We start from the raw sequence: 24,986 nt of genomic DNA on the forward strand, positions 1-24,986 counted from the left end.
GGTGCCGGGGCTGCTCGACATGATCCTCGGCTACGACTGCAACCTGTGGTGCGACTACTGCACGATCGGTCCGGAGCTGCGCGGGCGGGCGATGTCGACGGCGCACGCGCTGGCGTCGCTGCGGCAGGGGCGGGCGCAGGGGCTCGACGCGCTGTCGCTCACGGGCGGCGAGCCGACGATCCGCCCCGACCTGCTGACGATCGTGCGCGCCGGTCGGACGCTCGGGTTCGTCGACATCAAGGTGCAGTCGAACGGGCTGATGTACGCGCACGGCGACAACCTGGCGCGGCTGCTCGCGGCCGGGGCGACGCGGCTGCATGTGTCGGTGCACACCCACCGGGCCGACCGCTACGAGCAGCTGGTCCGAAGGACAGGTACGTACGCGGCCATGGTCGGCGGGCTGCAGCGGGCGGTCGAGAGCGGGGCGGCGCTGGTCGTCGACCTGATCGTCAAGCGCGATACGATGGCCGACCTGCCGGCGGCGATCGAGTGGCTGGGCGAGCTCGGGGTGCGCGCGGTCGACCTCTGGTACGTGTCGCTGACCGACGCCAACGCGGCCCACCCCGAGTCGCTGCCGCGCATGACCGAGGCGCTGCCGTTCGTGAAGGAGGCGCTGGCGCGCGGGCGCGAGCAGGCGATGACGCTGCGCTCGCTGCACGTGCCGCGCTGTCTGTTGGGTGAGGATCATCCGCACGCGTGGGACCCCGGCGCCGACGAGGTGGTGGTGGTGACGCCGGAGGCCACGTTCGCGCTGAAGGACAGCCGCCTGGCCGGGCGGGTCAAGGTGCCGGCGTGCGCGGGCTGTCCTTTCGAGCAGGTCTGTCCGGGCGTGCGGCCGGACTACCTGGCGCGCTTCGGCGACGGCGAGATCGCGGCGGCGCGCGGACAAGCGGCCTCGCGCGGACCGACGCACCTGCCGATCGCGCCGTGAGGCGCGCGGGCAGGGGGCGACCGACCGAGCGCGCCATGACGACGCGCGGGCAGGGGGCGACCGACCGAGCGCGCCATGACGACGCGCGGGCAGGGGGCGACCGACCGAGCGCGCCATGACGACGCGCGGGCAGAGTGGCGTGCGGGCCGACTCTGCTGCCGATAGCGCGGGCAGGGGCGCTTTGTGGGCCGACTCTGCTGCCGATCGCGTCGTGATGCCGCGGCGCTCGGCAGTTCGGTAGCGGTCGGGCGGCTCGCCGGGTTTCACATGTCGCGGAGGACATGCGCGAGAGGACATGTCCCCGACGACCTGGCGCCCGGGACATGTCCCTCGCTGAGGACGACCTACTTGCGGCGCAGCAGCGGGGCCAGGAACTGGCCCGTGTGCGACTCCGCCACCTTGGCCACGTCCTCGGGCGTGCCCTCGGCGATGACGAGGCCGCCGCCCTGGCCGCCTTCGGGGCCGAGGTCGATGACCCAGTCGGCGCACTTGATGACGTCGAGGTTGTGCTCGATGACGAGGACCGTGTTGCCGGCGTCGACCAGGCGCTGGAGCACGTGGAGCAGGCGGGCGATGTCCTCGAAGTGGAGGCCGGTGGTCGGCTCGTCGAGGACGTAGAGGGTGTTGCCCGTCTGGACCTTGCACAGCTCGCGGCTGAGCTTGACGCGCTGGGCCTCGCCGCCCGACATCGTCGTCGCCGTCTGGCCGATCTTCATGTAGCCGAGGCCGACGTCGATCAGGGTGTTGAGGATCCGCTTGAGCGGCGGGTGGTTCTCGAAGATCTCGAGGCAGTCGTCGACGCTGCTGGCGAGGACGTCGGTGATCGTGCGGCCCTTGTAGGTGACGCCGAGGGTCTGGGCGTTGTAGCGCTTACCGGCGCACACCTCGCAAGGGACGTACACGTCGCTGAGGAAGTGCATCTCGACCTTGATCATGCCGTCGCCCTGGCAGGCCTCGCAGCGGCCGCCCTTGACGTTGAAGCTGAAGCGGCCGGCCTTCCAGCCGCGCGCGCGCGACTCGGGCAGCTGGGCGAACAGCTCGCGGATCAGGTCGAACGACTTGGTGTACGTGCCGGGGTTCGAGCGCGGGGTGCGGCCGATCGGGCGCTGGTCGATGGCGATCACCTTGTCGAGCTTCTCCAGGCCCGACAGACCCTTGTGGGTGCCGACGCGCTCGAGGCTGCCGTGGAGCTTGTTGCTGAGCGCGGGCAGGAGGATGCCGTTGACGAGCGAGCTCTTGCCGGCGCCGCTGACCCCGGTGACCGCGACCAGGCCGCCGAGCGGGATGCTGACGTCGATGCCGCGGAGGTTGTGCTCGGCGGCCCCGAGGACCTTGATCTTGCCCTTCGCGGGTCGGCGCGCCGGCGGGACCGCGATCTCCTTGCGGCCCGAGAGATAGGCGCCGGTGAGGCTTTCTTTGCTGCGGGCCAGCTCCTTGGCGGTGCCGCTGAAGACGACCTTGCCGCCGAGGTGGCCGGCGCCGGGGCCGAAGTCGACCACGTGATCGGCGGCGCGGATGGTGTCCTCGTCGTGCTCGACCACCAGGACGGTGTTGCCGAGGTCGCGCAGGTGCTGCAGCGTGCGGATGAGCCGCAGGTTGTCGCGCTGGTGCAGGCCGATGCTCGGCTCGTCGAGCACGTACATCACGCCGCTGAGCTCGGAGCCGAGCTGGCTGGCCAGGCGGATCCGCTGGGCCTCGCCGCCTGACAGGGTCGGGCCGGAGCGGTCGAGGGTGAGGTAGTCGAGGCCGACGTTGAGGAGGAAGGTGATGCGCGCCGAGATCTCGCGCAGGGCGCCCTCGGCGATGGTCTTCTGCTGGCCGGTGAGGGTCAGCGCGGCGAAGTGCTTGCTGGCCTGGAGGACCGTGAGCGCGGTGGACTCGGCGATCGTGACCCCGGAGACGCGCACCGCCAGGCTCTCGGGGCGCAGGCGCTTGCCGCCGCACACGTCGCACGGGGCCTCGCGGAAGTACTTGCGGTAGTAGTCGCGCGCGGACTCGCTGTCGGTCTCGCGGAAGCGACGCATGAGGTTGGGGATCACGCCCTCGAACCGCATGCCCCAGGTGCCCTGCGAGCTGCTGCTGTCGTTGCCCCACTTGACGGCGATCTTCTGCTCGCCCTGGACGCCGAACAGCACGGTGTCGCGCTTCTTCTTCGGCAGCTCCTTCCACGGCTTGTCGAGGTCGACGGCGCAGGCCTCGGCCAGCGCCTCGACGATGCGGAAGGTCCAGCCCTCGCCGCGCTCCATCGCCGAGGCCCACGGGGCGATCGCGCCGTCGCGGATGCTGAGGGTCGGATCGGGGACGACGAGGTCGGGCGCGGCCTCGTTGCGGGTGCCGAGGCCGTTGCAGTCGGGGCACATGCCGAGCGGGCCGTTGAAGGAGAAGCTGGCCGGGTTGAGCTCGGGGAAGCTCTTGCCGCAGCAGCTGCGCGACTCGGAGAACTGCAGCTTCGGGCCGGCGGCGGCGGCCTTGCCGTCAGCCTCGGCCCGCAGCTCGCCGTGACCCTCGCGCAGGGCGAGCTCGACGCTCTCGGTGATGCGCCGCCGATCCTCGGTGCGCGCGGTGATGCGGTCGACCACCAGCGCGATGGTGTGCTTGAGCTTCTTGTCGAGCTTGGGCGCCTCGTCGAGGCGGTGGATCTCGCCGTCGACCTCGACGCGGAGGAAGCCGCGGCCGCGCAGCTCCTCGAACAGGTCCTTGAACTCGCCCTTGCGATGGGTGACGAGCGGCGCGAGCAGGGTCAGCTTGCAGCCTGGCGCTTCGGCAAGGATCGCGTCGACGATCTGCTCCGGCGAGGAGCTGCGCACCGGCTTGCCGCAGTCGGTGCAGTGCTGGGTGCCGACGCGGGCGTAGAGGACGCGCAGGTAGTCGTAGATCTCGGTGATCGTGCCGACGGTCGAGCGCGGGTTGTTGGAGGCGCTCTTCTGCTCGATGGCGATCGTCGGCGACAGGCCGCGCAGGTGCTCGACCTTCGGCCGCTCGAGCTGTCCCAGGAACTGGCGCGCGTAGGCCGAGAGGCTCTCGATGTAGCGCCGCTGCCCCTCGGCGTAGAGGGTGTCGAACGCGAGGCTCGACTTGCCCGAGCCGCTGACGCCCGTGAAGACGACGAGCTTGCGCTTGGGTACGAGCAGCTCGTCGATCTGCAGGTTGTGCTCGTGCGCGCCCTTGACCTCGATGAAGTCGGGCTCGCGCACGGGGCTCAGGCGGCCGGTTCGTTCCGACGAAGGGGTGTCCACGACGCCCGTGTTAGCATGCGTTTTCGCGCCCGCCGACATGGCCGCGCCCCTGTGCAGGTGAAAGTTTGCGCACGGGTGCAGGTGTTCAGGTGCGATCGCGCTCAGTCCGCAAACCGGCTCCAGGGCCGGCGTCGACTTCAAAGCTTCTCAAGCGCGCCGGCTGCCCCTATTAACAAGGGCCCCGCGCCCGGGTGGTGGAATCGGTAGACACAGGGGACTTAAAATCCCCGGCGCAAGCGTGCGGGTTCGAGTCCCGCCCCGGGCACATCGGATCCTGGCCGCCGTCGGCCACGATCCCGACGCGGCGAGAGCGGCGGCGATCGCGGCGCCCCGCCGCGGTCGGGGCGGCGAGTTCGGCGTCGCGGCGGACATGGCCTTGCGAACATGTCCTTCAGGGCATGGCCGCAGAGGCATGTCGACACGAGGTGATTCTGCTGTCTCTTCGGGCATGTCCTTCGGGGCATGGTCGAAGGGTCATGCGGCGCTCGGGGACCTGCCTCGCGCCATATGGCCTGCGGGACAGGTCAGGGCTTGAAGGCGTCGGCCAGCCACAGCCAGCGGAACTCGCACTGCGCGGGCGGGGCGGCCCAGGAGCGCAGGTTGTAGAAGCTGCCGGCGATCGTCTCGACCTGGTCGTGGTTCTGGTCGAACAGCGGGATCTTGGCCGGCTTGGCCTCCGCGATGCCGGCGACGACCGGCTCGCCGACGAACTGGCCGACGAGCTCGTAGCTGCCGGGCGGGCTGCCGCAGGAGGTGTTGCCGGCGCACGGGGCGACGAGGTCGGCCTCGACGCCGAACTCGAGCACCTCGGGCCACGGGGCCGGCAGCAGCTCGGTGCTCCCCACGCCGGCGGCGGCGACGAACAGGCTCGAGGCGAGGTTGTTGAGGTTGCCCGGCCTGGCGAAGCGGACGATGCGGGTGTTGCAGGTGTTGGGGTCGGCGAAGCCGGTGCCGACGTAGCCGACCATCAAACAGGTGCCGATGGCGATGTCGGGCAAGTGGGTGGCGGGCGCGTCGACGTGCACGGTGATGGTCTGGTTGGCGAGGCACTGGGTGTTGCCCTGCACGCAGTCCTGGGCCGAGTTGCAGGCGCGGACCTTGTAGGTGCCGGCGCTGGGCTTGGCCTCGAGCACGCCCTGGATGATCGGGCCGAGCGGGGCGTTGCAGCCCTGCGGGGCGGGGCTGTGCTGGACGGTGACGGCGAGGGTCGGGGCGTCGACCTGCGAACACAGGTCGGGCTGGCCGAGGTCGAGCTTGGGCTCCGTGGTGTCGCCGATGGTCGTGCTGGCGGTCGCGTCGCTGTCGGAGCTGCTCGTCGCCAGCGTGTCGCCGTCGGTGGTGGTGTCCGGCGCGGTGGTCACGGGCGCGGTGGTGCCGGTGCTCGCGGGGGCGGTGGTGTCGCTGGTGCCGCCGTGGGTGGTGCTCGGGTCGGTGGCGCTCGAGCCGCCGCTGCCGGTCGCATCGCTGGTGCTGACGGTGCTCGATCCGGCGCTCGTGGAGCTCAGGGAATCGCCGGAGCTGCTGTCGAGGTGGCCCTGGGTGGCGTGATAGGCCGGGTTGGGCATCGTGCAGGCCGCGAGGAGGACGATGCAGAGGCCAGGCGAGCAGATCGGGCGGCGCATGATGCGAGGCTAGTCGGCGCCCGTGCGCGGGGGCAAGGGCAACGACGCGCCGGCGCAATTTCGCCCGTGGGACCGCTGCGCGGCGGATTGGCTGGATCTGGAGGGAATGGACCTGGCGGAAGGGACAGGTCGCGCGAGGTGGGGGCTTCTGGCGACGACATGTCCCGGGGCTCGTGACGCGCACGAGCGATATGTCGGAAGGGACAGGTCGTGTGCTCGCGGCGGGTGAGGTTGATATGTCGGAATGGACAGGTCGTTCGCTCGCGGCGGCGAGGTCGACATGTCGCAAGGGACAGGTACATCGTGCTCGCGGCGGGTGAGGTTGATATGTCAGAAGGGACAGGTCGTGCGCTCGCGGCGGGCGAGGCCGACATGTCGCAAGGGATAGGTCGTTCGCTCGCGGCGGTCATGTCGACATATCGCAAGGGACAGGTCGCAGGGAAACTCAGGCGGGCGGGTTGTTCTCGGCGAAGGCCAGGTGGAGGACCATGCGGGCGCCGTCGGTGTGGCGGGTGTCGAGGGCGAGGCGGCCGCCCGACCCCTCGGTGAGGCCGCGAGCGATCGCAAGGCCGAGGCCGGCGCCCTCGTGGCTGCCTTCGCCGCCGGCGCCGCGGAAGAACGGGGTGAAGATGTGCGGCTGATCCTCGACGGGGACCCCCGGACCCTGATCGACGACGGCGAGCTCGACGCCGCCGTCGACGACGACGACCTCGACGCGGACCTCGCCGCCGGGCGGGCTGTGGACGACGGCGTTGTCGATCAGGTTGCGCAGGGCGCGGGCGAGGTCGGCCGCGGCGCCGCGCACCTCGACCGGGAACTCGGCGATCGCGGGCGGGACGGTGATGGTGACGCCGCCCTCGGCGTGGCCGCGGGCCATTCGCACGGCCTCGCGCACGACGTCGGCGACTTTGGCTCGCGCGCGCGTGGCCGGGGCGCCGCCCTGGGCGCGAGCGAGCCGCAGCAGATCCTCGGCGAGGGCGATGAGGGCGTCGACCGAGGACAGCATCTCGCGCAGCGCGGCGCGGTACTCGTCGGCGTCGCGCTCGCGTCGCAGGGCCAGCTGCAGCTCGCCGCGCAGGGTGGCCAGCGGCGAGCGCAGCTCGTGGGCGGCGTGGGAGATGAAGCGCCGCTGCGACGACACGACCTCGTCGAGGCGGCTGATCATGTGGTCGAGGTCGGAGGCGAGCGAGCGGGTCTCGTCGGCGCCCATGACCCGCGGGTCGCCGACGCGCGCGGCGAGGTCCCCCTCGGCGACCAGGCGCGCGACGTGAGCGACCGAGTGGACGTCGCGGGCGAGCCGCTCGCCGAGCAGGCGGGCGATCAGGGCGGTGGCGGCGGCGGCACAGACGAAGATGAGGAGGAGCAGCTCGAACAGGGCGTTGGTGTCGTCCTCGACGGTGCTCTTGCTGACGGCGTAGAGCAGGGCCTCGCCCTGATCGCCGGTCGGCATGACGACGCCGCGGAGCCGCGTCTCGCCGAGCTCGAGGTCGACGGCCATGCCGTCCCACGGCAAGGCGCGCCGCAGACCGAGCGCCTCGAGCGAGGCGGGGGCCTGGCCGACGAAGCTCTCGGACGAGGTCTCGAGCAGGGTGTCGGGGCCGTAGATCGCGGTGTAGCGCGGGGTCGGATCGATGCTCTCGGGCACGTCGGCGTGGCCCTCGTCGAGCGGGTGGCCGGCGTAGTAGGTGCCGGGCAGGTGCTGGGCGAGGGCGGTGGCCTGGCGGAACAGGGCGTTGTCGAGGTCGGAGATCTCGAGCGCGCGGATCAGCAGGTAGAGCGGGACGAACGACAGCGCGAGGGCGACGACGGTGACGCCTGTGACCGCGGCGACCAGGCGGTTGCGGAGCTTCATGCCTCGTTTTGCCAGCGGTAGCCGACGCCGCGTACGGTCTCGATGCGGGCGGCGTGCTCGCCCAGCTTGGTGCGCAGGTTCTTGACGTGGACCTCGACGACGTTGGAGCCGGGATCGAAGGACAGCTCCCAGACTTTCTGCAGCAGCTCGGTGCGCGGGACGACGCGCCCGGCCTCGCGCACGAGGTAGCTGAGCAGCAAGAACTCGCGCGGGGTGAGGTCGAGCCGGCGGCCGGAGAGGGTCACGGTGCGCTCGTGACGATCGATGCGCACGGGGCCGACCTCGAGGTAGCGATCGCCGTGGCCGCGCCGGCCGAGCGCGCGCACGCGGGCCAGCAGCTCGCCGAGGTCGAACGGCTTGGGCAGGAAATCGTCGGCGCCGGCGTCGAGGCCGGCGACGCGCTCCTGGATCTCCGCGCGCGCGGTCAGCATGAGGATCGGCATGGTGGCGCCGGTCGAGCGCAGGGTCCGGCACACGGTCAGGCCGTCGACCGAGGGCAGCATCCAGTCGAGGATCACGAGGTCGTAGCTGATGCTGCGGCTCTGGGTGATGGCGACGCCGCCGTCCTCGACCAGGTCGACGACGTAGCCCTCCTCGGCCAGCGCGCGCAGCAGGAAGCTGGCGAGCTTCTTGTTGTCCTCGACGATGAGGATCTTCATCGCGCGGATGATAGCGCCGGTCGTGCCGGGCGGCGGGGTGGCCGGGCCGCAGGCGCGTCCGCCCCGCGCTCCGGCGGCGCGACCCGAGCGAGCGCGGGCGGGCATCGGCGGGCCCCGGAAGCTTGAGCGCAAATCGCGCTATCGGTCGCTGGCCAGGGCTTCGCGTCCCGCCGCGTCCGACTCGCGGCGGCGGGCAAAGCGGGTATGCTTGCACCCGTGACGCGCGCCTCCAGACGTCTCGCGCTCGCGCTGCTGCTCGTGAGCGCCGCCTGCATCCCCTCCGGCGAGCTCGTCGCGCTCGACGGCAGTCACCGCATGTTGGCCCGCGACCCGCAGTCGGGGCTGTCCGTGGTGCTGACGACGGGGGCGTGGCAGGGGATCCCGAGCGACCTCGACGAGCAGGTGACGGTGGTCCACGTGCTGGTCGCCAACCTCGGCAACCGGCCGATCCGGCTCGCGCCCGGCGACATCGACCTGATCGACGAGCGCGGCTTCCGGCGCGATCTCCTCGACGCCGGCGGCTCGTTCGTCCAGTCGGGGCAGAACGACAACGGCTATCACCCCGGCCGGCAGCTCGACTTCGGTCGCATCGAGTGGGTCGGCGGCGACGTGGCAGCGTCGGCGCTGCCGTGGGGCGTGCTGGTGCCCGGGACTTCGATGCGCGGCTACGTGTACTTCGAGAAGGTCGATCGAGCCAACGCGGCGACCCTCACCTGGCACTTCCACGACCGCGACAGCCGTCCGGTCGTCGATCTCACCTTCGACATGTACGTCGCCCGTGGCTCGCGTACGTGAGTCCGTGACCCGCGGCCGGACGAGCCGCAGGGGCCCGAGCTGTCTCTCGGGGCTGGTGCTCGCGTGCGCCGCGACGGCGGGGCTCCACGCGCGCCCGGCCGCGGCGGGCAACCGAGAGACCAACCCGATGAGCAACGAGGCGGCGCTGGCCGGCGGGGCGGTGACGGCCCTCGGGCGCGACACCGGGGCCATCTACTACAACCCGGCCGGGCTCGGGGCGGTGCGGCGGACGCAGTTCAACCTGTCGACCCAGGCGGGCCAGTTCCGGGCCCGCATCGTGCCGTACGCGGCGGTCGCCGACCTGCCGGGCGGCGCCCGCGATCCGGCGACGCTGAGCAGCTTGCAGGCGCTGGTGATGCCGTCGTCGCTGGCGGTGACGCGCCACGTCGGCCACGGGGTGACGCTCGGGATCGGCTACTTCGCGCCCGACTACGACTACTACGACTACTCGGCGTCGCTGCGCGGGGCCGGCGGCGGCACCGAGTACGACGCGCGGGTGCAGGTCGACGGCTGGATCTACCGCTACCACGCGGGGCCGGCGATCGGCTGGCAGCCGCACCCGCGGTTCCGCATCGGCGCGACGCTGTTCGGCACCTACGGCTGGCAGCGCGAGGAGATGCGGATGTGGATCGACGCCGCCTCGGGCACCCAGGACGCGCGCACCGACGCCACCCGCACGGTCGACTACGACAACAAGCGCTCGATCTTCGGCGGCGAGGCGGTGATCGGTCTGCAGTGGGAGTTCGTCAAGAACGTCCACCTCGGCCTGACCTATCGGACACCTCGCTTCGTCGGCTTCGAGTCGCACCGCAGCTACGTGCTCAGCACCTCCAACGTCGACCGGCCGACCGGCGACGACGAGTACAAGTTCGAGTTCGACGACTCGCCGTCGCCGTCGCGGCGGGGGCGAGTGGCGCCGATGCGACTCACGATGGGCGTCGCCTACGCGCTGCCGAAGCGGCGCGGGTGGGTCAGCGGCGAGATGGACTTCAGCCCGGGGCTGCAGCCGAAGGGCACCGACATCAACATCCGCCCGCTGTGGAACGTGCGCGCCGGGGCCCGCCTGCGCACGGCGGAGCGGCTGTACTTCGGCCTCGGCGTGTTCTCGGACCGCGACGACCAGGTCCACACTTCGACGTTCCCGCAGTTCCGCATCAACTATTACGGGATGACGACCGGGGTCGAGTTCTTCTCGCCGGTCCGGCTGGGCAAGGGCGAGCGGGCCCGCAGCATCGTGTTCTCGACCTGCATCGCCGTCCGCTACAGCTACGGCCGGGGCTCGGCGGCGCAGATCATCTTCGACCTGCGCGACGCGCCGAGCGGCCGCGTGGACTACAACATCGGCACGGTCGACCGGGTGGCGTTCCACCTGTTCGCCGGCCACCTCGGCATGGGCACGTACTTCTAGCGCGGGGGTGCCGGTCGCTCGGGACATGTCTCGCGAGACATGGCTCAGAGGACATGGGCTTTCGAGCAGGATACGAAGATGCCTCTCGGGACATGTCCCGAGAGGCATGATCGGAGGCCCGCGAGGCCCTTACTTCTTGGTCTGCAGCACCTTGTCGATGACGTGGACCAGGCCGTTGCTGGCGGGCAGGTTGACCTCGATCAGCTTGGCGCCGTCGACCGTCATCTCCGCGTCCTGGGTCTGCTTGATCGGCAGCTCGGGGCCAGCGGCGGTCGGCGCGGTGCGGTAGTTGCCGATCTTGGCGGTGTCGTTGATGCCCGGGATGAAGTGGTACTTGAGCGCCTTCTGCAGCTGCTCTTTGTTCTTCTTCCACTTGTCGAGGGTGCCCTTGGGCAGCTTGGCGAACGCCTCGTCGGTGGGGACCAGGATGGTGAGGCTGACGTCGGCGCTGGCGAGCTCCTTGTCGAGCTCGGCGGCGACGATCAGCTCGTGGAAGGTCTTGCCGTTCTCGAGGCCGGCGACGACGGTGGCGAGGTCCTTGGCGGCGGGGGCCGGCTCGGGCGTGGGCTCGGGCTCGGGCGTGGCGACCTCGGGCTCGGGGTCCGGCGCGGGGGCGGGGGCAGGAGTCGGCTCGGGCGCCTCGGAGGCCGAGTCCTTCTTGCAGCCGACATTCGTGCTCGCGCTCGCGACGAGCAGGGACAGTGCGATGAGTCTCAGGTTCATGGCTTCAGGCCTCCGGGGCTGACGGTAGCCCGGTGAGCGGCTCCGCGGCAACTTTTATCGGCGACGCCAGCTTGACGACCGCCGGCGCGATGGGCTGTGCTGTTGACGATGTTTCGCTCGTTTCGCTGTACTCCCCTGGTTGTCACGGCCGTGCTCGCGGCCAGCACCGTGCTCGTGGCCTGCGGCGACGCCGGGAGCGGCTCCGGCAGCGCCACGGAGGTGAGCGGCGCCTCGATCACCGGCTCGCCGACGGGCGTCGCTTCGACCGATGCGAGCACGGCGGGCAGTGATTCGGACGGCAGCGCGAGCGACAGCACCGACGGGCAGACCGGGTCGTCGGGGGCGGCGAGCACCACGACGCCGGAGCCGACCACGGGGGTGGCTTCGACCTCGACGACGGAGGCGACGACGGAGCCGGCGACGTCGAGCACGACTTCGCCGTTCACCACCGGCGAGACCACGGACACCGGCTGGTGGGAGACGACCAGCGGCGACGACTGCAAGCTCAACATCGACATCGTGTTCGTGATGGACGTGTCGACCTCGATGTCGGCGATCCTGCAGAAGCTCGCGCAGGAGATCCTGGTGGTCGACCAGGCGATCGCGGCGCTCGACGTCGAGACCCAGCCGAACTACGGCCTGGTGGTGTTCGTCGACGACGCGACGATCATCAACGCCGGCATGCCGTACGCCGACGCGAACGCGCTGCAGGCCGACTTCATCGAGTGGAGCACGTTCACCCAGAGCAACTCGCAGACCAGCGGCAACGGCTCCAATGGCGACTGGCCGGAGAACACGCTCGACGGGCTGTACCTCGGCGCCTACGCGTTCCAGTGGCGGCCGACGGAGTCGACGCTGCGGATGATCATCCACACCACCGACGACACGTTCGGGGACAAGGGCGCCAACCAGAGCGGCGAGATTGTCCAGCACAGCTACGACGAGACGGTGCTCGGCCTGCAGGAGCGCGAGATCCGCGTGTTCAGCTTCGTCGACAACGACATGACCGGCGGACCGGGCAACAACCAAGACGTCAGCATGGGCTTTTTCACCCCCTACCAGGGGAAGACCCCGATCCCGCAGGCGACCGACGGCGGCGCGTTCAACATCAACGACGTGTACGGCGGTCAGCTCAGCCTGTCGGCGGCGATCAACCAGTCGGTCGAAGACAGCCTGTGCAGTCAGTACATCCCGATGTGAGCCCGTGCTATAAGCGCGGGCGATGACGGACGCGGCGATCGCCACTCACCCGCGGATCGATCCAAGCCTGTGCGGCGCGCCGGTCTCGGTCGCGCCCGGGCGCGCCGAGGTGCGGCTGGTGGCGACGCCGGTGATGGCGGTCGACGACCTCGGTCTGTGCCACGGCGGCTTCGTGTTCGGCGCCGCCGACTACGCGGCGATGCTGGCGGTCAACGACCCCAACGTCGTGCTCGGCGCGGCGACGGTCAAGTTCCTGAAGCCGGTGCGGGTCGGCGACGCCGTGCTGGCCCGTGCGACATGTCCGAACGAACATGGCCGAAAGCGCATGATCGCGGTCGAGGTCGTGCGCGAGGCGGGCGGCGAGGTCGTGTTCACCGGCGAGTTCGCGTGCTTCGTCCTCGACAAGCACGTGCTGGCCGGCTGAGCTTTCGGTGACGAGACGGACGCAATTTCGACTGGAGAAGGAGCCGATGATGGACGGAGGAGACCGGATCGCCGAGGTGCTGCGCCGACATGGGGTGCAGTTCCTGTTCACGCTGTGCGGCGGACATATCTCGCCGATCCTGGTCGGCGCCAAGCGCCGGGGGATCCGCGTGGTCGACGTGCGCCACGAGGTCAACGCGGTGTTCGCCGCCGACGCGGTCGCGCGCATCACCGGCGTGCCCGGGGTCGCGGCGGTCACCGCCGGGCCGGGGCTCACCAACACGATCACGGCGGTGAAGAACGCCCAGCTGGCGCAGTCGCCGGTGATCGTGCTCGGCGGCGCGGCGGCGACGGTGCTGAAGGGCCGCGGGGCGCTGCAGGACATCGACCAGATGGCGCTGATGCGGCCGCACGTGAAGTGGGCGCACGCGGCCAAGCGGGTCCGCGAGCTGGTGCCGATGCTCGAGGAGGCGTTCCGCGTGGCCCAGGAGGGCGTGCCGGGGCCGGTGTTCCTCGAGTGCCCGGTCGACCTGCTGTACCGCGAGGACGTGGTCAAGAGCTGGTACGTCGCCAAGACCAAGCCCGGGCAGGCGCCCAGCCTCGGCGAGCGGGCGCTGGCGACGTACCTCGGGTTCCACACGTGGCGCATGTTCTCCGGGGCCGACGCGGCCCGGCCGCAGACGCCGAAGCCGGTGCAGCCGCCGCGGCTGGCCCGCGACGAGGTGAGCGCGGCCGCCGAGGCGCTCGGGCGCGCCGAGCGGCCGGTGGTCGTGGTCGGCAGCCAGGCGATGAGCATCCCGGGCGAGGCGCGCGGGATCGCCTCCGCGCTCGAGGCGATCGGCGCGCCGGTCTACCTCTCGGGCATGGCTCGCGGCCTGCTCGGCGCCGGGCATCGCCTGCAGATGCGGCACGCCCGCAAGGCCGCGCTCAAGCAGGCCGACCTCGTGATCCTGGCCGGCGTACCGTGCGATTTCCGCCTCGACTACGGCGCGAACATCAACCGCAAGGCGGTGCTGATCGCGGCCAACCGCAGCGAAGAGGAGATGCAGAAGAACCGCCGCCCGGACGTGCCGGTGCTGGCCGACGCGGGGCGGTTCCTGCAAGGCCTCGCCAGCCGGCTGGCGGCCGCGGGACAGGTCCGCGATCGCTCGGCCTGGATCGCCAAGCTGCGCGTCGCCGACGACGCCCGCGACCACGACATCGCCGCCCAGGCCGAAGCAGCGCCGACCGGCGCCGAAGCGATGGTGAGCCCGCTGCACCTGTGCCGCCGGATCGAGGCGGCGCTCGACGACCGCAGCCAGCTCGTCGCCGACGGCGGCGACTTCGTGGCCACGGCCTCGTACATCGTCCGGCCGCGCGCGCCGCTGTCGTGGCTCGATCCGGGGGTGTTCGGCACGCTCGGCGTCGGCGCCGGCTTCGCGCTCGGGGCCGGCCTCGTGCGCCCCGAGGCCGAGACGTGGATCTTCTACGGCGACGGGTCGGTCGGCTACAGCCTGAGCGAGTTCGACACCTTCGTCCGACACAAGGTGCCGGTGATCGCGGTGGTCGGCAACGACGCGTGCTGGGCCCAGATCGCGCGCGACCAGGTCGAGATCCTCGGCGACCCCGTCGGCACCGAGCTGGCGCGCACCGACTATCACCTCGCGGCGGCCGGCTTCGGGGCGGTGGGGCTCGAGATCCGCGAGGCGTCCGCGGTCGACGCCGTGATCGCCGAGGCCAAGGCCGCGGCCAAGGCCGGCAAACCGGTGCTGATCAACGCCCACCTCGCCGGTACCGACTTCCGCAAGGGCTCCATGTCGATGTGAAGCCCGCCGGGGCTCGCGCATGACAAACGCTTCATCCTTCGTGAGACGCCCGCAGGCCCGCTGACTCGGCCTGCGGCGTCCTGCGAGCGGGGCTTGCTGCGCGCCGGAACCTGCGGAAGAGTTCCTCTCATGCTCGTCCGCCTCGCCCCTGGGACCCGCGCACTGCTCGTCTCGTCGCTCGTCGCCTGCAACCCCGCGGATTCGGGGCCGCCGGCCGACACCGAAGACACCGGCGATACCGGCTTCATGGGCGATCCGGAGGTGTTCTCGGAGCTGTCGGCGCCGGTCGACATCCACATCGACGCGCGCGGCGTGCCGCACATCTACGGCGAGACCGACGCCGACGTGTTCTTCGCTTCGGGCTACCAGGTCGCGGTCGATCGTCTGTTCCAGATGGACCTGATGCGGCGCCGCGCGTACGGGCGCGGGGCAGAGGTGCTGGGCGCGGCCAAGATCGACGAGGACCGGATCTCGCGGCTTTTCGATTTCCCGCGCTGGGGCCGGCTCGACGCCGAGCGACTCAAGCAGGAGAGCCCCGGCGAGTACCACCTGTTCACCGCGTGGACGGCCGGGGTCAATCGCCGCATCGAGGAGGTCAACTCGGGCGCGGCGCCGCTGCCGTACGGGTTCGGCAAGGCCGAGCTGAACTACGCGCCCGAGCCGTGGGACCCGGTCGACGCGGTGGTGATCGGCAAGATGATCAGCTTCGGCAACTCGAACGTGCTCGAGTACGAGTTCCTGGCCACGGTGGTCAGCCGCTTCGTGCCGCAGGTGCTCGAGGTCGTGCAGCTGCCGCGGCCCGGCTGGGAGGCCTACACCGTGCCGCCGGAGGATCGTCCGGCGGCCGGCGCGGCCCCGGCACCGGGTCCCGAGTCGAACAAGTCTTCGGGACATGTCTCAAAGAACAGGTCCAAAGAGCCAGCCCGCGAATTCCCGCCGGACACCGCCGCCTCGCTGCGCCGGCTGCACTCCGCGCTGTCGGGCTTCCGCGTGGTCGGCAGCAACAACTGGGCGGTCGACGGGCGCTTCACCGCCAGCGGCAAGCCGCTGATCGCCAACGATCCGCACCAGCCGCTGCAGAGCCCCGCGGTGATGTACGCCTTGCACCTCAACAGCGCCGACGCCGGCGGCCTGTTCGACGTCGCCGGCTTCGGGTTCGCCGGCCTGCCCGGGGTGCAGCTCGGCCACAACCGCAAGATCCACTGGGCGGCGACCACCGGCTTCGCCGACTGCATGGACCTCTATGCTGTCACGCTGGCGCCCGACCAGGCCACGATCGCCATCGGCGGCGCGACGGCGCCGGTGGTCTGGCGCGACGAGGTGATCAAGGTCGCAGGCATGGGCGACCGCAGCTTCCGCGTCGGCGACGTCGAGGGCCACGGGGTGCTCGTCGGCGACGCGCTGCCGCTCGATCCGCTGCTCGCGGTCGACCCGGCGCGGCGGCTGCTGATCAACTGGACCGGCTTCCGCGCGACCAATGAGGCGCGCGCGTTCCTGCGGATGGGCAAGGCGCAGTCGATCGACGAGTGGGAGCGGGCGGTCGACATGATCGAGGTCGGCACCTTCAACTGGATGGCCGCCGACGCCACCGGCATCACCTATCACCTCAACACCCACGTGCCCGATCGCGGCGCGCCGGCGGGGCGGCCGATGCCGATCCGCGTGGTCGACGGCGACGACCCGGCCTACGTGTGGAGCGGCAAGTTCTTGCCGGCCGAGCAGCTGCCGCGCAGCCGCGCGCCGCAGACCGGCTTCATCGTCACCGCCAACAACGACCCGTGGGGCTTCACCGCCGACGGCGACCTCAGCAACGACCCCTGGTACTACGGCGCCTTCTACGACCCGGGCTACCGCGCGGGGCGGGTCGAGCAGCGGCTGCAAGCGCTGACGCAGGCCGGCAAGGTCACGGTCGCCGACATGCAGTCGATCCAGTCCGACACCCACAGCCTGGTCGCCGACAAGATGCTGCCGGTGCTCGCCGAGGTGTACGCCAAGGTCGCGACCGACGACACGCTGCTGAAGTACCGCGGGCGCAAAGACCTCGAGGTGCTGCACGACCTGCTGACGAAGCAGTGGAACCGGCGCATGGATCGCCAGGAGTCGGGCGCGCTGGCGTTCCACGCGTTCGCGCATTTCCTGGTCCAGCGGATCTTCGAGGACGACCTCGCCCTGGTGTTCGGCGCGATCATGGACGCGTCGCCGGTGTACGCGCTCAAGTTCGCCGCGCTGGCGGCCACCGGCATGTATCCCAACGCCAACGAGTTGATGCAGGAGGGCCGCGATTTCCTGGTGATGGAGGCGCTGGTCGACGCCTCCGACTGGCTGGTCGCCGAGTTCGGCTCGGTCGCGCCGCACCGCTATCGCTGGGGCGACCGCCACGGCACCGGCTTCCGCAACGCCTACGGCGGTGAGCTCGACGGCGGCTGGCACCCGACCGACGGCGGCGAGGACACCGTCAACGTCTCGGGCAGCTCGTTCTTCGAGTCCGACTCGACCGACGTGCGCGAGCGCTTCGAGTCGAACGACGGCGCGGTCTTCCGTGTCATCACCGGCTTCGACGGCGAGGGGGTGCCGCAGGCGGTCGTCAACTTCCCGCCGGGCAACAGCGCCGATCCGTCCAGCCCGCACTTCGCCGACACGCTCTCGGACTGGATCGAGGATCGTTACCATCACTACCCGTTCCGCCGGCACGAGGTCGACGCCGTGACGCAGGAGACGGTCACGCTCGAGCCGTGACGGAGGCGCCCGCGCCGGTCGACGCCGTCGCCCCTCGTGACGGGCGCACGCGGGCGTCATCGGGAGAGGGTCACGCGCACGCCCTGACGGTCGCTCGCGCCCGCGGGTGCGCGCCCGCGGGCGCCTCGCCGCCGACTTCGCGCGGGCGAATGCGGGTATAGTCCGGCGCGTGTCGTTCCCCCGGACACTCCGAATTTTCATGGCCGGTGCGCTGCTGGCCTGCGGCCCCAAGGGCCCGACCGAGACCACGCCGCCTGCCACCACCGGCGACGACGAGACCGTGCCCGAGGCGCCGCCGATCGAGCGCAGCGGCCAGCTGACGAACGCCGGGCGCCACGCCGAGGCGATCGCCGTGCTCGACGAGGCCCTGGCCAAAAAGCCAGGTGACCCCGAGCTCCACTACGCCCGCGGCGTCGCCCTGGCGCAGGCCGGTCGGGGCGACGAGGCCGTGGCCGCGTGGAAGGAGGCCGTGCGGATCGATCCGAAGTACTACCCGGCCCACAACGGCATCGGCGCCGTCGCCCTCGACGCCGGTCGCCTCGACGAGGCCGCTGTCGCCTTCGAGGCCGCGATCGCGGCCAAGCCCGACTTCGCCGACGCCCACTACAACCTCGGCCGGGCCGCCCGCGCGAACGGGCAGAACGAGCGCGCCGCCGCGGCCCTCACCGAGGCCAACCGCCTCGCGCCCGAGGACGTCGACGTCCTCTTCCTGCTGGCCCAGGTCGACCGCGATCTCGGCAAGCGCGACGAGGCCCTGGCTGTCGCCACCAAGGCCGCCTCGCTCGCCCCCGACGACCCCGAGGTGCGGCGCACGCTCGGCCACCTGTTGATGGAGGCCGACAAGGTCCGCGAGGCCCAGGTCGAGTTCTCGACCGCGCTGCAGAAGCGCCCGGACGACAACGACGCCAAGCTCGGGCTCGCGCGCGCCCTGGTCAAGCTGGAGCGCGCCGACGAGGCGCTGGTCCACCTCGCCGACCTGGCGGCCCGCTTGCCCGATCAGGCCGTCGTGTGGAGCGAGTGGGGCGCCGCCCTGGCCAAGCTCGGGCGCCTCGACGGCCCCGACGGCGCGCTCGCCAAGCTCGACAAGGCGCTGACGTTGAAGCCCGACCTCGCGTCGGCCCACATCCGCAAGATCGGCGCCCTGGCCCAGGCCAAGCAGTGCAAGCCGGCCAAAGAGGCGCTCAAGAGCTTCACCGCCAAGAGCCCCAAGCCCGACGCCCTGGCCCAGGCCAAGGCCGCGCTGACCGGCTGCAAGTGAGGCGCGGGCAGGGCTGCCCTTGAGGGCATGTCCGCGCGGACATGTCCGAGAGGGCATGTTCGCGCGGACATGTCTGACAGGGCATGTCCGTGCGGACATGACGCAAGCGCGGCGTCGCCATGCGCGAGGTCAGGCGCAGAAAGCGGCACAGCCGCCTCCCCGAGGGGAAGGCGGCTGTGACAGGCCGGTGTCGAGCCGGGCTCACTGCGGGAGGCCGCAGACGCCGACGTTCTCGAATCCGGGAGGGGCCATGCCCTCTTCGTACCAGGGGAGGCAGTCGGCGTTGGCGCCGGCGCACTCGGGGGCGCTGATGTCGCAGAACGCGAGGCAGCAGCCGAGGGCCATCGGGTCGCACTCGGTGGCGAGCTCCGGGTTGAGGCAGTAGAAGCCCGCGTCGCACGCGTTGGCGTACTCGCACGGGGTGAACTCCTGGCCCGCGTCGCCCGAGGCATCCAGCACGCAGATGAAGCTGTTGGGGTCCATCGGGTTCGGGATGCACAGGTCGGTGCCGGTGCAGTTCTGCAGAAGCGGGTCGCACATCGGCAGGCAGAGGATGAGCACGCCGTCGTTGACGATCGTGCACGCGGTGCCGGCGACGTCGCACGACGGGGCGTCGGGCGAGCCGGAGCAGAACTTCACGCAGGTGCCCTCGCCGGTGTCCGGGTCGGTGTTCCAGCACATGTGGGCCAGGTCGCAGCTGTCGATGCCGCTGACGCCGGTGCCCTCGACCGTGCACGGGTCACCGGTCTGGCCGGCGTTCTCCATGATCGGCGTGCACTTGAGCGACTCCCACGAGTTGTCGCCGTCGCCCGAGTAGGGCATGCACTTCTCGCCGGCCGGGCAGTCCTGAACCCACGGGTCGCACTCCTTGGTGCCGCCGCCGCCGTCGGGGGGCATGATGAAGCTGCCGTCGGTCGTGTCGGTGTCGACGCCGGTGTCGGTGCCCGGGGTGCCGGTCGTCGGGTTGGTGGTGCCGTCGGTCGCCGAGGTCGCCGGGTTGGTGGTCTCGCTGCTGTTGCCCGTCGAGGTGTCGCTCTCGGTGCCGTCACCCGAGGGGTTGTTGGTGTTGTTGGTGGTCGGGTTGGTGGCGGTCCCGGACGCGCCCCCCTTGTCGTCGCCGCAGCCGAACATCAGAGCGGTACAGAGCAGGCTAGAAACCAAGCTGAACTTCTTCATGGGTCCCTCGTGAGTGCGTTTTGGAGCTGTCGGCGCGCTGACTACCGTGTGAGGCGAACGCGCATGTGGGGTTTGGCGGTTGAGGTCGCTTTGGCGAAAGTCCGTACCCGCCGAACCTCATGTCCTTGGCCGCCAGCATGGCATAGCCTACGGAACAGGCGCAACTGGCTAATTGGCTTCGCAGGCCTGCGTGTGACCGGGTCTTGCTCACTCCGTCACACGTTTCCCCCAGGGGATTTGCCGGGTGACCGGGGTTGTTTCAGGCGTCGCGGCGCCCCCGGCGAGGGGCGCGAACGTCGATCGGACGCGGGCAGGGACGCGCCGGACGGCCGCCGGACACGACAAAGGCCCGGCGGTCGAGCCGCCGGGCCGCTGATTTTCCCGGAGATCACTCTCCTGGGGGGTCCGCGCGCTTACTTGCGGAGGTCCACGCCCGGGAGCTGACGCCGCAGGTGGTCGTCGAAGAGGACGATGCCGGGGATCGTGACGCCGCCCTCGAGCATCGCCGCGCCCTGGCGGCGGATGTTGTCGAGGCCCAGACGGCCGATCATGCCCGCCACGTCGTCGCCATCGACCGCCTGCACCAGGCGCCCGAGGTGGCCGTGGAGCTGCCGCGACAGCGCCTTGGCGGCCGGGCCGTCCCACGGCGACTGGTAGACCATGCGCGCCAGCGCGTCCTGGAGGGCGCGTAGGTGCATGTCGGACGCGACCTGCAAGCGCAACCGGAGCACGTCGAGCGGATCACGGCCAGTTTCGGCGGCCACCCGCAGCGACGCCAGCGCCCCGGTGAGGTGCTCGATGCGCGCCAGACGCCCGGCCAGCGCCGGCGCGAATCCTGCCGACTCGAACTCGTGCGCGCGCGCGTGGAGCTGCGGGATCTGGCTGGCGGGCAGGGCGTGCTCGACGTGATCGAGCAGCTCGCGGGCGCGATCGATGGTCCGCTGGTCGACCGTTGCGTAGCTGTCGGTCTCGAGCAGGACCACGGTGGTCTCCTCGAGCGCGGCCTCGACCACGTGCATGGCCCGGTAGATGGCCTCCTGGCGGTTCTTGTCCTCGCTGGCGTAGAGGTCGCGGCGCAGCGCGTCGACATCGCCGGCGGCCGAGGCGGTCATGTAGGCCTCGGCGATCGCGTGCGCGGGTCGGCCGGTGCTGGTCATGAGCTCGGGGAAGAAGGTCGCGCCGGCGTTGTCGACGATGCGGTTGACGACCATCGTCGTGGCGATCTCGCGGCGCAGCAGGTGGCTCTTCACCGCGCCCTCGGCGGCCTCGACGATCGCGGCCGGGAAGTACTCGCGGACCATACGGTCGACGAGGGCCTCGGACAGCGGCTCGGCGTCGAGGAGCACGCGGTAGACCAGCATCTTGGCGTAGGCGCACAGCGCCGAGGCGTCGGCCTTGAACAGGCCGATGCCCTTGCGCGCGCGGTTGGCCAGCTCGTCCTCGGTCGGCAGGGCGAAGGTGTCCGGGTTGAACGGCACGTGCTGCACGAGGTACGACAGCGTGCGGGCGTAGCGGTAGACGTCGACCTTCGAGCGGCGGACGTCGTAGCTGACCATGCGGCTCTGCGAGCGGTTGTTGGCCAGCACCATGTCGCACACCTCGGTGGCGGCGGCCTTGAGGACCTCGTTGCGGCGCTCGCGGGTGACCTTGCCGCTCGCCAGCAGCGGCGCGAACAGGATCTTGATGTTGACCTCGTGGTCCGAGGTGTCGACGCCGCCGGAGTTGTCGAGGAACGAGGTGTAGTTCTGGCCGCCGATGCGGGCGAAGGCCGGGCGACCGCGATCGGTGACCGCCAGGTTGGCGCCCTCGGACATGACGCGGAAGCGCAGCTGGCTGGCGTTGACCCGCACGGCGTCGTTGGCCTTGTCACCGACGTCGGCGTGGGTCTCGTCCTTGCTCTTCACGTAGGTGCCGATGCCGCCCATCCAGCACAGGTCGACCTTGAGCAGCAGGATGGCGCGGATGGCCTCCTCGCCCGAGACGACCTGCGTCGGCGAGAAGCCGAGCAGGCTGCGCGCCTCCGGCGAGAGGTCGAGCGACTTGGCGTTGCGCGGGAACACGGCGCCGCCGGGGCTTAGCTTGCTGGCGTCGTAGTCGGACCACTGCGAGCGCGGCAGCTCGAACAGCCGCGCGCGCTCGAGGTAGCTGACCTCGGGATCGGGCGTCGGGTCGATGAAGACGTGGGCGTGGTTGAAGGCGGCCAGCAGCTTGATGGTGCGGCTGCGCAGGAGGCCGTTGCCGAACACGTCGCCGCTCATGTCGCCGACGCCGATCGCGGTGATGACGTCGGCCTCGGGGTCGATGCCCATCTCGCGGAAGTTGCGCTTGGTGGTCTCCCACGCGCCGCGGGCGGTGATGCCGGTGGCCTTGTGGTCGTAGCCGTTCGAGCCGCCCGACGCGAACGCGTCGTCGAGCCAGAACTTGTGGCTCATGCTGACGCTGTTGGCGGTGTCCGAGAGGTGCGCGGTGCCCTTGTCGGCGGCGACCACGAGGTACGGATCGGGGCCCTCGGTGTGGAGGATGCCGGGCGGGGTGACGATCTCGCCGTCGACGACGTTGTCGGTGACCGACAGCAGCGCCTCGACGAAGATCTGGTAGTAGCGGTCGCCGGCGGCGCGCAGCTCGTTGCGGTCGGTCGGGGCCTGGCGCAGCACGAAGCCGCCCTTGGCGCCGACCGGCACGATCAGCACGTTCTTGACCATCTGCGTGGCCATGAGGCCGTGGATCTCGGTGCGGAAATCGTCCGGCCGATCGGAGAAGCGGATGCCGCCGCGGGCGACGCGGCCGCCGCGGAGGTGCACGCCCTCGAAGTCGGGGTGGTAGATGAAGATCTCGCGCAGCGGCTTGGGATCGGGGCCGAACGGGACGCGCTGGCCGTCGAACTTGAAGGCCATCGCCGGGGTCTGATCGCGGCGCGAGCCTTCGGGGGTGGTGATGACGAACGCGTTGGTGCGCAGGGTGGCGCGGACGACGTCGGCGACGGCCCGCAGCACGCGGTCGGCGGTGTAGTCGGCGACGTCGCGCAGCTCGGCCTCGAGGGTCTTGTCGGTGACCTCGGCCAGCTGGGCGCTGGCGCTGGTCGGGTCGTAGCGGGCGTCGAGCCACGAGACCAGCGCCGAGGCGACGGTCGGGTAGGCGATCAGCGTCTGCCGGATCAGCGCCGAGGTGAACGGGCAGCGGACCTGGTGGAGGTAGGCGACGTAGGCGCGCAGGATCTCGACCTCGAGCGCCGTCATCGTCGTGGCGACGATGAGCTGGTTGAGCGAGTCACGGCCCATCGTGCCGGCGTAGACCTGGCGCAGGGTGGTGCGGATCTCGTCGGCCCGGCTCATGACCGCGGGGATCCGCTCGGGGCGGACGTCGAGGCGGTAGTTGTCGAGCTCGAACGGGGTCGTGTGCGCGATGTGGACCGGGCGCGCGTACTCGTCGACGACCTTGAAGCCGAAGCTGCCGATCAGCGGCAGCTCGTCGCTGAGGTTCATCGCCTTGCGGCTGAAGACCCGCAGGTTGAGGCTGCCCGGGTGATCGCCGGTGACCGAGACGTAGAGGTCGAAGTCGAACTCGGCGCCGCGGCGGATGTTCTCGATGCAGCGCAGGTCGCCGAGCAGCCGCTGGTCGCCGGCGCGGCGCTTGTGATCGTCGCTGAAGGCGCTGTGGTACAGCTCGAACAGCTCCTCGACCTGGTCGGGCGGGGCGAGCTCGGACAGCGCCTCGCGCAGGCGCTCGTTCCAGCCCTTGGCCAGCGCGAGCACCTCGGAGCGCACGCGCTCGGTGTCGACGGCCGCGAACGGGGTCGGGCCGGTCATGTAGTAGTGGATGATCGCGTTGTCGTAGCGATCCATGTACACGCCGAAGTCGGCGTAGGTCGCCCCGAACTCGCGCAGCAGCTTCTCCTGCACCTGCAGCCGCAGCTCGTCGTTGAACTGCTCGCGCGGGAGGCTGACGAACGCGAACACGAACCGGCCGTCTTCGCCGACGTTGATGTGCACGTCGGAGCCGCCCTCGACCTCGGCCCGCAGCACGCGGTCGGTGAGCTCCCAGATGCTGTCCTCGCTCTGGGTCAGCAGGTACTCGAGCGGCAGCGAGTTGAAGGCATTGGTCAGGCTCTTGCCGCGGTGGCTGTCGATCGAGACGCTGCGCTCGGTCAGCAGCTTGCGCAGCATGACGCGCAGGAACGGGATCTCCTCCGGCGGGGTGTGCAGCGCCTTGTAGGTGAAGAGGCCGTTGATGAGGCAGGTGCCGACCGGCTGGCCGTCACGACCTACGCGGGTGACGATGAAGTGGCCCGGCTTGCCGCTGCGATGGACCGGCGACTCCTCGTTGCTGCGCTGGTAACGGACGGTGCGATCGAGGTCGCGGGCGTAGGTGGCGAAGCGATCGGCGTCGCGCTCGCCGAGGCTGACGGAGGCGGTGCCGAGCGTCGAGATCCGGTGGCCCTGATCGTCGTACTCCTCGATGCCGAGCAGCACGAGGTTCTCCTCGCACAGCCAGCGAACCATGCCCTCGGTCTCGCGCAGGGTCAGGCTGCGATCGTTGCTCTCGGCGTTGGCGGCCCGCAGGTAGTCGTCGGCGAGGTCCTGCAGCCGGCGCTTCATCGGCTGGAAGTCGCGCACCATCGCCTGCACGATCCGCAGGCGGGTGCGGAAGCGGTCCTCGATGTCCTCGGGGACATGTTGGCCGGGGTCGAGCTCGACGCGGATCACCGACTCCGGCGCGCCCATGCCGATGCTGGTCAGGCTGCCGGCGGCGTCGCGGCGGACCTTGATCACGGCGTTCATCAGGCTGGCGATCTCGAGCCGCTCCGCGCCGAACAGCGCGCGCAGCGAGGACACCAGGAACGGCTGGTCTTCGAGGCAGCTCTCGAGGACGACGCTGTCGCCTTGCCGGCGCACGACCGAGTTGATCTCGCTGCGGCCGCGGGTCTTGATCGTGCTCAGGACCTGCTCGAGCTGGGCGACGAGTTCGTCGCTCGCCACGCGCCGGATGTCTCGGAGGTCGACCGAGGTCAACACCGCCTTGCAGAGGGCCGCCAGGAGGTTGACGTCGGTCCCGGGCAGCTTGGGGACGTACGAGGCGAGGACCTGCTGTACCTCGTGGATCCGCTGGTTGCTCAGTTTTTGCGTCGCCATCGGCGGCAACTCTCCGCCGGCCGGCGGCTGGGT

The 24,986-nt window shown here is 70.8% G+C and carries 15 protein-coding genes and 1 tRNA gene; 9 read left to right on the forward strand and 7 right to left on the reverse strand.

What is annotated here, in order from left to right:
* The first annotated feature begins 1 nt into the window (after position 1).
* Positions 2-931, forward strand: coding sequence for a radical SAM protein (locus POL25_RS22340; protein WP_272088164.1), 930 nt, complete (start codon positions 2-4; stop codon positions 929-931).
* A 344-nt stretch (positions 932-1,275) separates the two neighbouring features.
* Here the strand turns inward: POL25_RS22340 and uvrA are convergent, their stop codons facing one another.
* On the reverse strand, positions 1,276-4,125 hold the full coding sequence (uvrA, locus tag POL25_RS22345; protein ID WP_272088782.1) for an excinuclease ABC subunit UvrA: 2,850 nt from the start codon (positions 4,123-4,125) through the stop codon (positions 1,276-1,278).
* Positions 4,126-4,352: 227 nt separating this feature from the next.
* Here uvrA and POL25_RS22350 point away from each other — a divergent pair.
* A tRNA-Leu gene (locus POL25_RS22350) sits at positions 4,353-4,432 on the forward strand.
* Positions 4,433-4,691: 259 nt separating this feature from the next.
* On the opposite strand, the gene POL25_RS22355 is transcribed toward POL25_RS22350, so the two are convergent.
* The 3 genes from POL25_RS22355 to POL25_RS22365 form a co-directional block, all read right to left on the reverse strand.
* Positions 4,692-5,789 (reverse strand): hypothetical protein, encoded by a 1,098-nt coding sequence (locus POL25_RS22355; RefSeq protein ID WP_272088165.1) that lies wholly within the window; start codon positions 5,787-5,789, stop codon positions 4,692-4,694.
* A 445-nt stretch (positions 5,790-6,234) separates the two neighbouring features.
* Positions 6,235-7,641: a sensor histidine kinase gene (locus POL25_RS22360; protein ID WP_272088166.1), complete on the reverse strand. Its 1,407-nt coding sequence runs from the start codon at positions 7,639-7,641 to the stop codon at positions 6,235-6,237.
* Positions 7,638-8,300: a response regulator transcription factor gene (locus tag POL25_RS22365; protein WP_272088167.1), complete on the reverse strand. Its 663-nt coding sequence runs from the start codon at positions 8,298-8,300 to the stop codon at positions 7,638-7,640. Before POL25_RS22365 ends, POL25_RS22360 begins: the two co-directional genes overlap by 4 nt.
* Positions 8,301-8,516: 216 nt before the next feature.
* Between POL25_RS22365 and POL25_RS22370 the strand changes: the two genes are divergently transcribed.
* Positions 8,517-9,095 (forward strand): hypothetical protein, encoded by a 579-nt coding sequence (locus POL25_RS22370; RefSeq protein WP_272088168.1) that lies wholly within the window; start codon positions 8,517-8,519, stop codon positions 9,093-9,095.
* 4 nt (positions 9,096-9,099) lie between these two features.
* A complete protein-coding gene (locus POL25_RS22375; RefSeq protein WP_272088169.1) occupies positions 9,100-10,503 on the forward strand; it encodes an OmpP1/FadL family transporter in 1,404 nt (467 codons plus the stop codon).
* 129 nt (positions 10,504-10,632) lie between these two features.
* On the opposite strand, the gene POL25_RS22380 is transcribed toward POL25_RS22375, so the two are convergent.
* On the reverse strand, positions 10,633-11,226 hold the full coding sequence (locus POL25_RS22380; protein WP_272088170.1) for a fasciclin domain-containing protein: 594 nt from the start codon (positions 11,224-11,226) through the stop codon (positions 10,633-10,635).
* A 108-nt stretch (positions 11,227-11,334) separates the two neighbouring features.
* Between POL25_RS22380 and POL25_RS22385 the strand changes: the two genes are divergently transcribed.
* The 5 genes from POL25_RS22385 (at position 11,335) to POL25_RS22405 (ending at position 18,648) form a co-directional block, all read left to right on the forward strand.
* Positions 11,335-12,426 carry a vWA domain-containing protein gene (locus tag POL25_RS22385; RefSeq protein ID WP_272088171.1) on the forward strand — a complete coding sequence of 364 codons (1,092 nt, stop codon included), beginning with the start codon at positions 11,335-11,337 and terminating at the stop codon, positions 12,424-12,426.
* 22 nt (positions 12,427-12,448) lie between these two features.
* A complete protein-coding gene (locus POL25_RS22390) occupies positions 12,449-12,850 on the forward strand; it encodes a PaaI family thioesterase (protein WP_272088172.1) in 402 nt (133 codons plus the stop codon).
* Between the two features lie 46 nt (positions 12,851-12,896).
* Positions 12,897-14,654 carry a thiamine pyrophosphate-binding protein gene (locus POL25_RS22395; protein WP_272088173.1) on the forward strand — a complete coding sequence of 586 codons (1,758 nt, stop codon included), beginning with the start codon at positions 12,897-12,899 and terminating at the stop codon, positions 14,652-14,654.
* 129 nt (positions 14,655-14,783) lie between these two features.
* Positions 14,784-17,390 carry a penicillin acylase family protein gene (locus tag POL25_RS22400; protein WP_272088174.1) on the forward strand — a complete coding sequence of 869 codons (2,607 nt, stop codon included), beginning with the start codon at positions 14,784-14,786 and terminating at the stop codon, positions 17,388-17,390.
* A 199-nt stretch (positions 17,391-17,589) separates the two neighbouring features.
* Entirely contained in the window at positions 17,590-18,648 is a 1,059-nt protein-coding gene (locus POL25_RS22405) for a tetratricopeptide repeat protein (RefSeq protein ID WP_272088175.1), read from the forward strand.
* A 201-nt stretch (positions 18,649-18,849) separates the two neighbouring features.
* Here POL25_RS22405 and POL25_RS22410 read toward each other — a convergent pair whose 3' ends face one another.
* Complete coding sequence (locus POL25_RS22410) at positions 18,850-19,824, reverse strand: hypothetical protein (protein ID WP_272088176.1); 975 nt, start codon at positions 19,822-19,824, stop codon at positions 18,850-18,852.
* Positions 19,825-20,237: 413 nt separating this feature from the next.
* Positions 20,238-24,953: an NAD-glutamate dehydrogenase domain-containing protein gene (locus tag POL25_RS22415; RefSeq protein WP_272088177.1), complete on the reverse strand. Its 4,716-nt coding sequence runs from the start codon at positions 24,951-24,953 to the stop codon at positions 20,238-20,240.
* Positions 24,954-24,986 lie beyond the last annotated feature (33 nt).

This window comes from Nannocystis bainbridge (assembly GCF_028368995.1).
Lineage (GTDB): Bacteria > Myxococcota_A > Polyangia > Nannocystales > Nannocystaceae > Nannocystis > Nannocystis bainbridge.